At 68.0% G+C, this 12,543-nt stretch carries 7 protein-coding genes and 2 pseudogenes; 8 read left to right on the top strand and 1 reads right to left on the bottom strand.

The genetic code is table 11. The annotated features are described in order from the left end of the window. Positions 1–53: 53 nt before the first annotated feature. From ACRRRO_RS02525 to ACRRRO_RS02510, 4 genes are all read left to right on the top strand, one after another. Positions 54–521, top strand: coding sequence for a PPOX class F420-dependent oxidoreductase (locus ACRRRO_RS02525; RefSeq protein ID WP_424788143.1), 468 nt, complete (start codon positions 54–56; stop codon positions 519–521). Positions 522–1,050: 529 nt separating this feature from the next. Continuing rightward, positions 1,051–2,907 carry an ABC transporter substrate-binding protein gene (locus ACRRRO_RS02520; protein WP_424797942.1) on the top strand — a complete coding sequence of 619 codons (1,857 nt, stop codon included), beginning with the start codon at positions 1,051–1,053 and terminating at the stop codon, positions 2,905–2,907. Between the two features lie 225 nt (positions 2,908–3,132). After that, a complete protein-coding gene (locus ACRRRO_RS02515) occupies positions 3,133–4,641 on the top strand; it encodes an ABC transporter permease (RefSeq protein WP_424797943.1) in 1,509 nt (502 codons plus the stop codon). Continuing rightward, positions 4,641–5,735 carry an ABC transporter permease gene (locus ACRRRO_RS02510; RefSeq protein ID WP_424788146.1) on the top strand — a complete coding sequence of 365 codons (1,095 nt, stop codon included), beginning with the start codon at positions 4,641–4,643 and terminating at the stop codon, positions 5,733–5,735. The genes ACRRRO_RS02515 and ACRRRO_RS02510 overlap by 1 nt, the downstream gene beginning before the upstream one ends. A gap of 113 nt (positions 5,736–5,848) precedes the next feature. On the opposite strand, the gene ACRRRO_RS02505 is transcribed toward ACRRRO_RS02510, so the two are convergent. Continuing rightward, positions 5,849–6,448: a PH domain-containing protein gene (locus ACRRRO_RS02505; protein ID WP_424797944.1), complete on the bottom strand. Its 600-nt coding sequence runs from the start codon at positions 6,446–6,448 to the stop codon at positions 5,849–5,851. Positions 6,449–6,516: 68 nt separating this feature from the next. On the opposite strand from ACRRRO_RS02505, the pseudogene ACRRRO_RS02500 reads away from it, so the two are divergent. The 4 genes and pseudogenes from ACRRRO_RS02500 (at position 6,517) to ACRRRO_RS02485 (ending at position 12,471) form a co-directional block, all read left to right on the top strand. Next, positions 6,517–8,378: pseudogene (locus ACRRRO_RS02500) on the top strand (ABC transporter ATP-binding protein). Between the two features lie 162 nt (positions 8,379–8,540). Beyond that, positions 8,541–10,453: pseudogene (gene typA / locus ACRRRO_RS02495) on the top strand (translational GTPase TypA). A gap of 109 nt (positions 10,454–10,562) precedes the next feature. Next, the gene (locus tag ACRRRO_RS02490; protein WP_424797947.1) at positions 10,563–11,990 is read left to right on the top strand and encodes a PIG-L family deacetylase; all 1,428 of its coding nucleotides are present in this window, start codon (positions 10,563–10,565) and stop codon (positions 11,988–11,990) included. Beyond that, a complete protein-coding gene (locus ACRRRO_RS02485) occupies positions 11,983–12,471 on the top strand; it encodes a flavin reductase family protein (RefSeq protein WP_424797948.1) in 489 nt (162 codons plus the stop codon). Before ACRRRO_RS02490 ends, ACRRRO_RS02485 begins: the two co-directional genes overlap by 8 nt. The last annotated feature ends 72 nt before the right edge of the window (positions 12,472–12,543 follow it).

The following is a 12,543-nucleotide window of genomic DNA, read 5'->3' as shown; positions in this document are numbered from 1 at the left end:
CGCAGTGCCCTCGTCCGTGGTGGCGCGGGCCGAGTGGCGGTAGCGTGGGGGCCATGAGCATCGCCACCGCCACCCGCGTGGAGCGGGCCGAACTGTTGGACTTCATCCGCCCCCGGCACCGGGTCACGCTGATCACCCACAAGGCCAGCGGAGGGCTGCAGGTCTCGCCGGTGAGCGCGGGAGTCGACGAGGCCGGCCGGGTGGTGATCGCCACCTACCCCGAACGAGCCAAGACCACCAACGCACGGCGCAACCCGCAGGTCTCGATGCTGGTGCACTCCGATGAGTGGAACGGGCCCTACGTGCAGGTGGACGGGACGGCCGAGGTGCTCGACGTACCCGAGGCCGTCGAGCCACTGGTGGAGTACTTCCGCAGCATTTCGGGGGAGCACCCGGACTGGGCCGAGTACCGCGAGGCCATGGTGCGCCAGGGCAAGTCCCTGCTCCGCATTGAGATCACCGGCTGGGGTCCGATCGCCACCGGTGGCTTCCCACCCGGGCGGGAGCCGGCAGGCGGGTAGGCACTCCTCCGGTACCCACCTACGCAACTCCGATAGTGCATGAGCGCAGCCGGCTGGCGCGGTTGCGGTGCGTGACTAGCACGTTCCCCACCGGTGAGCGAGTCCATTTCCCCGGACCCCCGGGCCCCGGGACCGGGACGTCCGGTGGCCCCTGGAACGCGTAAGTACGCAGATCAGGCACAAAGTCACGGTGGCATCACGCCCAGCCGGGGGGAGTGACGGCTAGGTCTCACTTCGGTAACGATGCGGACACGAATGCCGTCACCTCGAACAATCCCAGCCCCTGGCGTGTGTACGCTTCCCCTGTCCATGGCGGATGCAAAGTGCTCGTCGGACCCACGAGGTCCAGCCGGAAGCGGTCCGGGGCGAGTCGCTCCTTGCCATTCATAGGAGAGGAACATTGAAGACCAGGCGCTTTACGGCGGGAGCTGCGATAACCGCAGCGACCGCCCTCGTGCTGGCCGCATGCAATGGCGGTACCGGTGACGACCCAGACACAGAGCCCGATGACAGCGACGACAACGGTGGCGTGAGCGAGGCTGCTAGCGCGATCACCATTGGCTGGAACCAGACGTTCTACGAGTACAACAGCAACTCGCGGACCGGTAACGCCGCCGCGAACAACAACATCCTGTACCTGATGAACGACGGATTCCGCTACTTCGACGGCGACCTGGCGTTGCAGCGGAATGAGTCCTTCGGCACCTTTGACATGGTCGAGGAGACCGAGGACTCCATGACCATGGAATTCACCCTCTCCGATGAGGCGTACTGGTACGGCGGCGAGGAGCCGGTCGAGATCGACGCCGCTGACCTGATGTTGTACTGGGCGGCCCACTCCGGTCAGTTGAACACCGAGACCGACGCCGACGCGGTCCGGGAGGAAGTCCAGGGAGAACTGCTCGAGGAGTTCGGCGAGGAGAACGACGACGGCGAGCTCGAGGTTCCGGCCGAGTCGATGGAGGAGTACCTCGCGGCCGTCGAGACCGAGGTCTCCGAGCGACTGGCTGACGACAACGAGGTCTACTTCAACTTCCCCCTGACCACGTCCGTCGGGCTGATCGAGGAGACGCCGGAGATCATCGCCGACGGTAAGGGCGTGACCTTCGACTACAACCAGCCCTACGTGGACTGGGAGTACAGCTTCGGTGTGGGCGTCCCCGCGCACGTCGTCGGGATGCGGGCGCTGGACATCGACGACCCGCAGGAAGCCAAGGACCGGGTGATCGCTGCGATCCAGGATGAGATCACCGAGGACCTGGCGCCGATTGCGGCGTTCTACAACACCGGCTTCCAGTTCGGCGACACCCTGCCGGACGACGAGTTGCTGTACCTGTCCTCGGGTGCGTACCTGATGACGGACTTCCAGCGGAACCAGTACGTGACCCTGACGGCCAACCCGGACTACACCGGGGAGTTCCCGGCCGCGATCGAGGAGATCACCGTCACCATCTCCGGTGACCCGATGACCCACATCCAGGCGCTGCAGAACCAGGAAGTGCACCTGGTCCAGCCGCAGGCCACCCCGGACACGCTGGCTGCCCTGGAGAACCTCGGCGATCAGGTCGGGATCTTCAGCGGTGACGGTCCCACGTACGAGCACATCGACGTCATCTTCGACAACGGTGGCCCGTTCGACCCCGAGACCTACGGTGGCGATGAGGACGTTGCACGCGACATCCGCAATGCCTTCTTCAACCTGGTTCCGCGCCAGGAGATCGTGGAGACCCAGGTCCAGCCGATCAACCCCGAGGCCGAGGTGCGTCACTCCTACACCCAGGTCCCCGGTTCTCCGAACTATGACCAGATGGTTGAGACCAACCAGATGGAGCAGACCTGGCCGGTGGAGACCGACCTGGACACCGCGGTCGAACTGATCGAGGGCACCGGTGTGGAAACGCCGATCCCGGTCCGGTTCATGTATGACCCGTCCAACTCACGCCGCGCGAACATCTACGAGCTCGTCCGCGAGTCCGTGGAGCGTGAGGGTCTGTTCGAGCTGGTCGACGCCGGTGACGTCAACTGGGGATCGCTCCTGGCTGACACCACCATCTACGACGCCTCCCTCTTCGGGTGGCAGTCCACCTCCACCGCGGTTGGTGCCGCTGGTCAGAACCACGTCACCGGTGGGGTGAACAACTTCGGTGGATTCTCCAACGAGCGCGTGGACGAGATCTTCGCCGAACTGAGTTCCGAGACCGATGCTCAGGCACAGGCGGATCTGCTCGCCGAGGCCGAGCAGATCCTGGTGGAGGAAGCGTTCGGCACGGTGATCTTCCAGCACGAGCTCATCGCGGGCTACGACGCACGGCTGCAGAACATCGAGCCGATCGCCTTGGCACCGACCATCTTCTGGAACTACTGGGAGTGGGAGCTCACTGAGTGAGTCGAGGGTTCCTTCTGAACTCTGACTCCTAGGTAGACACCGCAAGTACGTGGGGGCATCGGGCGCCCTACCGGCCCCGATGCCCCCACACTTGTGCGTACCCAAACCGACCCATGGCTGGTTCGGCTGGGGTACCGTCATCGCCTAGAATCCACCGCAACTCACCCCGGCCACTGCCGACTGCGAGGTCCAGTTTTGCTGCAGTTCATAGTCAGACGAGTGCTGATGGGATTGCTCATCCTGCTCCTGTCGTCCTTTCTGAGCTACATCATGATCGACCTCGCCGTCGATCCGCTCGAGGACCTGTACACCAGCACCGACCCTGACGCCCCGGCACAGATAGAACAGCGCATCGAGATGCTGAACCTCGATGCCACGGTGTTCGAGCGATACGCGACGTGGTTCGGCGCGTTCGTCACCGGTGACCCGGGTGTGTCCTGGGAGACCGGGCAGCCGGTCGCCGACGAGTTGCGCGGTGCTGTGATCGGCACCCTCCATCTCGTGACCGCCGCGACCTTCCTGTCCATCATCCTGGGCGTGAGCGTCGGGATCGTCTCGGCGCTGCGTCAGTACACCAGCTTCGACTACATCGTCGTCTTCTTCTCCTTCGTGCTGTACTCCCTCCCGGTGTTCTGGGTGGCGGTACTGCTCAAGCAATGGGGCGCGATCGGCTTCAACGACTTCCTGGCCGACCCGCACCTGTCCCCGACCACGATCGGCATCGTCGCCGTCATCGGGGGTGCGTTGATCTCGATGGCCATGGCCGGATCGCGGATCACCCGTCTGATCAGTTTCGTCGTCGGCGCCGCAGCCGTTGCGGGGATGCTGTTCTACCTGCAAGGCAGCGGCTGGTGGAACGACCCACACATCGGTCCCGCGCTGCTCATCCTGAACGGGCTGGGTGTGGCCTTCGCTATCACCCTGCTATCGACAGGTCTGGAGAACCGACGGGCGCTGTTCACCTCGCTGAGCGTCGTCGCGTTGACGCTCGCGCTCTACCTCCCGGTGCAGTGGCTGTTCGATGTCACCGATGCCGCCGAGATCACCGGCGCCCCACTGATCGCCGGTCTCGGCTTGGTCTGTGTGGCCGTGGGTGCGCTGGTCGGGCGGTTCTGGGGCGGACCGGACTGGAAGCAGTCGGCACGTACCGGCGGCATCGTCGCCGCCATCATGGGCGCCATGGTCTTCCTGGACCGGATCATGCAGGCCTGGCCCTCCTACAACGCCAACCCCCGGATCTCCGGACGCCCGATCCGGACCTTCCAGGAACGCACACCGGGATTCCAGGGGGACTTCTGGGAGTCCACCCTGAACCTGTACGGCCACCTCATCCTGCCGACTCTGGCCCTGATGCTCATCTCCTTCGCCTCCTACACGCGTTACTCGCGGGGGTCGATGCTGGAGGTGCTGAACCAGGACTACATGCGCACCGCCCGCGCGAAGGGGCTGGCCGAGCGCACCGTGATCATGCGGCACGGCTTCCGCAACACGCTGATCCCCCTGGCCACCCTGGTCCCGGTGGACGTGATCGGTCTGCTCGGCGGCGCGCTGATCACCGAGCGAATTTTCGCCAGACCCGGGATGGGCACGATGTTCCTGGCGAACCTTGAGGCCAACGTCATCGAACCGGTGATGGCCTACCTGGTGATCGTGGCCGCGCTGGCGATCCTCGCCAACATGGTGGCCGACCTGATGTACGCAGCCCTTGACCCACGAATCCGGGTGAACGCCTGATGACTCGCAACGACGTTGACAACCCCGACGTACCGGAGGACGCCTCCGGTGCCGGTGAGGGCGCGATCGAACTGCGCGAGGCCATCGGCAAGTCCCAGGGGCAGATCGTCCGGGAACGCTTCTTCCGCCACCGCGGCGCGATGGCCGCGTTGATCATCCTGGTCGGGATCGTGATCCTCGGATTCTCCTCGGTCGGATTCTGGTTCGTGCCCGGCTGGTGGGAGTGGGCCCCGGGGCAGCGCCCGGATCCGGACGTGCACGGCTACCGCATCTTCCACGAGGGCGGCCGGCCCACCATCACGATGCCCTGGAGCGAGGAGGGCTTTGGTATCGGCCCGCACCCGTTCGGTCAGGACGACATCGGCCGCGATATGTTCGCCCAGGTGATGCGAGGGATCCAGACCTCCACGATCGTCATGGTGATCATCGGCATTGCCGCCACCTTCGCCGGTGTGGTGATCGGTTCCGTCGCCGGCTTCTTCCGTGGCGCAGCGGACCAGGTCCTGATGCGGATGACCGACCTGGTGATCACGCTGCCGACGATCGCCCTCGGTGCCGTGCTCGGCCGGATCGTCGGCGCGGCCGACCCGGTGCCGCTGGCACTGGCGCTGGGTGCGGTGACCTGGACGGGCCTGTCCCGACTGGTGCGTGCCGAGTTCCTCTCGCTGCGGGAACGGGAGTTCGTCGACGCGGCCCGCGTCGCCGGTGCCTCGAACGTGCGGATCATCTTCAAGCACATGCTGCCCAACGCCATGGGTGTGATCATCGTGGCCGTGACGCTGCTGATGTCCTCGGCGATCTTGCTGGAGACCTCGCTGAGTTATCTGGGCTTCGGTATCACGCTGCCGAACGTCTCCCTCGGGCTGCTCATCAGTGAGTACGAGACGGCCTTCGCCACCCGGCCCTGGCTGTTCTGGTGGCCGGGCCTGTTCATCGTCGCACTGGCCCTGTGTGTCAACTTCATCGGTGACGGGCTCCGGGACGCGTTCGACCCGCGCCAGCGACGCATCCCCTCGGCCCGCAAGCTTGCTGCCGCCGAGCGGAAGCTGGAGCGCCGTGAGACCAAGGACACCAACGTGGCGGCGACGTCATGATGGTTCCCGCCCGGCCACGCAGCGGGCTCGAGCAGGTGGAACATGGCGTGCTCGCCGTCGTCGGCCCGGGACTGACGCGGATCGTGCCCCGCGGTAACCCGGCCAGGACCGGCTCAGCCGGTCAGCACCATGATCGCCACCGTCAGCACGACCACCCCGAGCACCCCCAGCTCGCGGGTGTTCCACCCCGGGGTCGGCCGGACCGGCTCGTGCGTGGGCCGGTCCTCCAGGTAGCCGGCCGCGGTGAGGGAGTCCAGCCGCTGCCCGATCACCAGGGCCACGGCGGCCGCATTGTGACCGGTCTCCAGGGAGCGGCCGGTCTCGGCCTCACCCGTGGCCATCTTCGTGCGGGGGCGGCGCAGGCGTGTTCCCATACCACTCGAGGCGGGGATCGCCCAGGAGGAGTACGTACCCTCGGTTGTCTCCACCGACAGGGCCCACCGGCTCTCCACGCCGCGAAGCGTGGGCCAGGGCACATGCACCCGCCGCACGATGTTGACCACGGTGATGCCGCCGTCGGCCACCTCGACCTTGGGATTACCGAACAGCACCCACACCAGACCGCCACCGATCACGAGGAACGGCAGCGCCTGCCACAGTGCGTCGATACCCCCATCGATGAGGCTGTAGATGAGCACCACCACGATCAACGCTCCGGCCAGGACGGTCAGGACGCGTGCGTAGAGAGTGCGGAACGTGTGCGTGGGACCCATGGCACCATCGTGGCACCGAACCGCCCGGAGCGGAGCATCGCCCACTCGGCGCCGTCGCGCCGTGATGGATGGAAGGAAGTGGCGTGAGTACACAGACCACCAGTGAGGCACCCCTGTCCGCGACGGGTGATGCGATCCTGACCGTGCGCGATCTGAGCGTGGACTTCTTCGTCGAGGGCGAATGGCACACGGCCGCGAAGAACATGACCTACGAGGTCTACCCCGGTGAGGTGCTCGCCATCGTGGGTGAGTCCGGCTCGGGCAAGACCCAGTCGTCGATGTCCCTGTTGGGGCTGCTGCCTCCCAACGGCCGCTCCTCGGGCTCGGCGAAGCTGGGCGACCAGGAGTTGGTCGGGATGCCCAACAGCAAACTGCAGAAGGTACGCGGCATGGAGGCCGCCGTGATCTTCCAGGAGCCGATGACGGCGTTGAACCCCGTCTACACCGTCGGCTTCCAGATCGTGGAGACCCTCCGCACCCACCTGGCATCGGACCCGCCGCCGCGAAGGCCCGGGCGATCGAACTGCTGGAACTCGTGGAGATGCCCGCAGCGGCCACCCGGTACCACTCCTACCCGCACCAACTCTCCGGTGGTCAGCGTCAGCGTGCCATGATCGCCCAGGCGCTGGCGTGTGACCCCCGGCTGTTGATCGCCGACGAGCCCACCACCGCCCTGGACGTCACGGTGCAGGCCGAGATCCTGAAGTTGATGCGTGACCTGCGGGAGCGGATCGACTCGGGCGTCGTCCTGATCACCCACGACATGGGTGTGGTCGCCGACATGGCCGACCGGATCCTGGTGATGCGCAACGGTGAGATCGTCGAACGCGGCACCGCCGCGGAGATCTTCGACGCGCCCAAGCACCCCTACACCCGCCAGTTGCTGCGCTCGGTGCCTCACCTGGGGTCGAGCGCGCACGAGCACACGGCGGTACGCCCTCCGGCCACCACCACCGAACGCGCCGAGCCGCCCGCTGACGGAACGGCCGCGCAGGGCCCCGCCCCGGCGATGCTGGCCGAGGGGCTGGAGATCACCTACCCCAAGCGCGGTCGCACCCCGGCGTTCAAGGCCGTGGACGGCGTGGACCTGAGCATCGCCACGGGCGAGGTGGTGGGCCTGGTCGGTGAGTCCGGTTCCGGTAAGACCACCATCGGCCGTGCTGCGGTGGGCCTGCTTCCGGCGTCGGCTGGACGGTTGGAGATCGTGGGCACGGACATGGTCGGTGCCAAACCGCGCGACCTCAAGCCGTTGCGCAGCAAGATCGGGATCGTCTTCCAGGACCCGGGCTCCTCCCTCAACCCGCGCCTTCCCATCGGTGAGTCCATCGGGGAGCCGCTGTACCTGCACCGGGGGATCAAGGGCAAGCAACTGGCTTCGTACGTAGAGGATCTGCTCGACCAGGTGCAACTGCCCAGGTTCATGCGCAACCGGTACCCGCACGAACTCTCCGGTGGGCAGCGCCAGCGGGTGGGTATCGCGCGGGCGCTGAGCCTGGAGCCCAAATTGCTGGTCGCCGATGAGCCCACCTCGGCACTGGACGTGTCCGTGCAGGCGACGGTGCTCAGCCTGTTCCAGGACCTGCAACGTGAGCACGGGTTCGCGTGCCTGTTCATCAGCCACGACCTGGCGGTGGTGGAGATGCTCTCCAGCCGGATCGCGGTGATGCACCACGGCAAGCTCGTGGAGGTCGGACCGGCCCCGCAGATCGTGAACAACCCCCAGGACCCCTACACCCAGCGGCTCATCGCGGCCGTACCGGTGCCGGACCCGGACGAACAGCGCAAGCGCCGCGAGACCCGCGACGCCCTCCTCGACGCCGCAGCGGCCGAGTTGGCGGCCGAGGAGGCGGCGGAGGAGGCGCGGAGCCAGGGTACAGGGATCGACGATCTGCGCGGGGGCGCCCGCGATATGGGGCGTGGCGGCATCTGAGGGTGGCGTCGGTCCGGTCCGGACGCTGATGTGATGTGTTCGGCGTCGCCGGCGGCATCCCGGCGCGCGGAACGAGGTTGATCTCCCGGTAGAATTGTGTGTTGGCGCCGCGTCCTACCTCCGGTGCACCAGCAACCCAACACCGGATCGAGGCCTGACCTGATGCCCACCCGCTCGCGCACCGATCTGCGCAATATCGCCATCGTCGCCCACGTCGACCACGGTAAGACGACCCTGGTCGATGCCATGCTGCGCCAGTCCGGCGCCTTCGGCGCACGCGGCTCCGATGAGGTGCGCGTGATGGACTCCGGGGATCTGGAGCGGGAGAAGGGCATCACGATCCTGGCCAAGAACACCGCGGTGGACTACCGCGGTGCGGCTGCCGCAGCCGCCGGTCACCCGGACGGCATCACCATCAACGTGATCGACACCCCCGGTCACGCCGACTTCGGCGGGGAGGTCGAGCGCGGGCTGTCCATGGTCGACGGCGTGGTGCTGCTGGTGGATGCCTCCGAGGGCCCCCTGCCGCAAACCCGGTTCGTGCTCCGCAAGGCCCTGGCCGCCCGGCTGCCGGTGATCATCGTGGTGAACAAGGTGGACCGCCCCGACTCGCGCATCGCCGAGGTGGTCGCCGAGTCCACCGACCTGCTGCTGTCGCTGGCCGCGGACCTTGCCGACGAGGTGCCGGACCTGGACCTGGATGCGGTGCTGGAGGTCCCGGTGGTCTACGCCTCCGCCCGCGCCGGACGTGCCTCCATGACCGAACCGGCCGCCGGGGAACTGCCCGATGAGGCCGACCTGGAACCCCTGTTCGCCACCATTCTGGAAACCATCCCGGCCCCCACCTACGACCCGGAGATGCCGCTGCAGGCGCACGTGACCAACCTGGACGCCTCACCGTTCCTGGGCCGCCTGGCGTTGCTGCGGATCTTCAACGGCACGCTGCGCAAGGGCCAGCAGGTGGCGTGGGCGCGCAGGGACGGGCAGGTCTCCGGGGTGCGGATCTCCGAACTCCTGCGCACCCGCGGGCTGGAACGATGCCCACCGACGAGGCCGGCCCCGGTGACATCGTCGCCGTCGCCGGCATCGAGGAGATCACCATCGGGGAGACACTGACCGATCCGGACGATCCCCGTCCGCTGCCGTTGATCACCGTGGACGACCCGGCGATCTCGATGACGGTCGGGATCAACACCTCCCCGCTGGCCGGGCGGGTCAAGGGTCACAAGGTCACCGCCCGGCAGGTCAAGGACCGCCTGGACGCCGAACTGGTCGGCAACGTGTCGCTGCGGGTGCTGCCCACCGAACGGCCCGACGCCTGGGAGGTCCAGGGCAGGGGGGAACTGGCCCTGGCGATCCTGGTTGAGCAGATGCGCCGGGAGGGGTTCGAGTTGACCGTCGGCAAGCCCCAGGTGGTCACCCGCGTCATCGACGGCGCGGTGCACGAGCCGATGGAGCGGATGACCATCGATGTTCCCGAGGAGTACCTGGGCTCGGTCACCCAGCTGCTCGCCGCGCGCCGTGGCCGGATGGACACGATGACCAACCACGGCACCGGCTGGGTCCGGATGGAGTTCGTGGTGCCCGCCCGCGGGTTGATCGGGTTCCGCACCCAGTTCCTCACCGAGACCCGCGGCACCGGGATCGCCTTCTCGATCGCCGAGGGGTACGAGCGCTGGGCCGGGCCGATCGAGTTCCGCACCACCGGCTCACTGGTGGCCGACCGGGCCGGGACTGCCACACCGTTCGCGATGCTCAACCTGCAGGACCGGGGCAGTTTCTTCATCGAACCGACCTCGGAGGTCTACGAGGGCATGATCGTGGGGGAGAACGTCCGCAACGAGGACATGGACGTCAACATCACCAAGGAGAAGAAGCAGACGAACATGCGCGCGGCCGCCGCGGACACCTTCGAGAACCTGAACCGGCCGCGTCGGTTGACCCTGGAGGAGTCCCTGGAGTTCGCCCGGGAGGACGAGTGCGTGGAGGTCACCCCGGAGGTCGTGCGGATCCGTAAGGTGATCCTGGACGGACACGACCGGAACAAGGCCGCCGCCCGAGCCCGGCGGTCCTGACCCGCCACCACCAGGGCCGCCGCGCCGGGTTCCTGGCAGTAGGATCCGGGCGCAGCAAGAGTGGGTGGCACCCAGAGGCGCCAGGCACCGTGGGATCGGAAGGAGTGGAGTGAGCCAGCACGCACCCCGCACCCTCGGGGTCTTCGCCCACCCCGACGATGAGACCCTCTCCGGCGGCCCGCTGCTGGCCACGATGGCGCGGCGCGGGCACGTCACCGTGGTCACCACCAACCGCGGTGAGCGCGGTGAGGTGATCGGTGCGGACCTGGCGCACCTGGCTCAGGACCACCAGGCGCTGGGCCGGCACCGCACTCAGGAGGTCGGGGCCGCCACCGCCGCGCTCGGCGTGGCCGAGCACCACTTCCTGGACGAGCTGCCCGGGCTCACCACACGCCGCCCGCCCCGGTACACCGACTCCGGGATGCGCTGGCCGGAGGGGCAGACCGGCGTGCGGGCGATCCCGGCCGAGGACGTCGACGACCACGCCTTCTCCCGTGCCGACACCGACATCAGCGCACGGGTGCTGGCCGCCCTGATCCGCACGACCCGCCCGGACCTGGTGCTGACCGAGGAGCCCGACGGCGGCTACGGCCACCCCGACCACGTCCAGGTCAACCGGGTCACCATGCGTGCGGTGGAACTGGCCGCGGCGGACCTGGAGCCGCTCTTCCCCGATGACCCCACCACCGGTACCCAGCCCTGGCGGGTGCCCGTGGTGGCGTGGGTGGTGTACCCGCAGAGCCGCTTCCGCGGCGGGTTGGACTGGTTGAGGCGGTACAACGGGCGGGCCGGCACCTCCGAGCACACCGGCGGGCTGCTCACGGTTCCCACCGGCGAGCAGACCCCCACGATCGTTCGCCCCGATGATCAGGTGGATCTGGACATCGGGCTGTCGGCCCCCGTGCTGGACGCACTGGCGCAGGCGATGCGGTCCCACCGGACCCAGATCCAGGCCGTGCACGTCGATCAGGCACTGGTGGCTGAGTCCGGTGGGCACGCCGCCGGCTGGTTCGCGCTGAGCAACGACATGCTGCGGCCGGTCCCGGCGCGGGCCACGGCCATGGTGGCGCCCGGGTGGGGTAGTGCCGCCGACCTGGCCGGCCTCGCCCGGGATGAGGACGAAGTAGGGCACGACGACGCAGGTGCGGCCGGAGAGGCGGGTGCACCCGGGCAGGTGCGGGGTGCGGGCGAGCAGGATCCGCGCTGGTACACGGGGTTCATGCTGTCGATGACGGCGTTGCTGGCGATCCTGGTGGGCTCGATCGGGACGGTGTTCTACCGCTGGGAGATGCCGTTCGGTCTGCTGCTCTCGTTGCTGGTGGTGCTCACCGGGTCGGTCCTGGCACGCGCCCTGGCCGATCGGCGCGGGCAACTGCTCTACGCGGGCGTGATCTTCCTGGTGATCTTCGCGATGACCTATCTGGGCAGGGCGGACGTGATCGTGACCGGGGAGGCGATCGGCGTGGCCTGGCTGCTCGGGGCCCCCGCCCTGGCACTGCTGGGCCTGGCGGCACCGAGGAGGTGGTTCCGTGACTGATCCGGTGGAGGACTACCGCCTGGCGATGTCGCGGCTGATCTCCGGGGTGTGCGTGATCTCGGCGCGCGCCGGCAGCCTCGACCTGGCGATGACGGCAACCTCGGTGGTCTCGGTCTCGCTGGAACCACCCACGGTGCTGTTCTGCGTGCACTCCGATGCCCGGCTGGCCGAGGCGGTGCAGCCCGGTGGCACCTGGGCGGTGAGCATCCTGAGCGCAGCGGCCGGCGCGGTGGCGGACTGGCTGGCAAGTCCGGGACGCCCCGCCGTGGGCCAGTTGGACCGGGTGGGGCACCATCGCGGTGAGCACAGCGGCGCAGCCCTGCTGGATGAGGCCACCGCATGGTTGGAGTGCCGCACCGAGTGGACCAAGGAGGCCGGTTCCCACGAGGTGGTGGTCGGGCAGGTGCTCAGCACGGCGCTGGCGCCGGCCGGCAGCGGCGGGATCGTGCACCACCTGGGTCGGATGCGCGCGGCCCCCTGAGACCGGGGCGGTGCTGTGAATCCGGCCACGCTTGCGAGTGGCGCAGGTGCCGCGAACGGCAAGGCGTTACCA

Source organism: Sanguibacter sp. Z1732 (assembly GCF_051020515.1).
GTDB lineage: Bacteria > Actinomycetota > Actinomycetes > Actinomycetales > Beutenbergiaceae > CALKWS01.
This window is presented reverse-complemented; position numbering and strand designations above follow the sequence as displayed.

Excerpts from the sequence above, each read along its gene's own strand:
- ACRRRO_RS02525 (WP_424788143.1), top strand. The coding sequence starts at position 54 with ATGAGCATCGCCACCGCCACCCGCGTGGAGCGGGCCGAACTGTTGGAC.
- ACRRRO_RS02515 (WP_424797943.1), top strand. The coding sequence starts at position 3,133 with ATGGGATTGCTCATCCTGCTCCTGTCGTCCTTTCTGAGCTACATCATG.
- ACRRRO_RS02510 (WP_424788146.1), top strand. The coding sequence starts at position 4,641 with ATGACTCGCAACGACGTTGACAACCCCGACGTACCGGAGGACGCCTCC.
- ACRRRO_RS02505 (WP_424797944.1), bottom strand. The coding sequence starts at position 6,448 with ATGGGTCCCACGCACACGTTCCGCACTCTCTACGCACGCGTCCTGACC.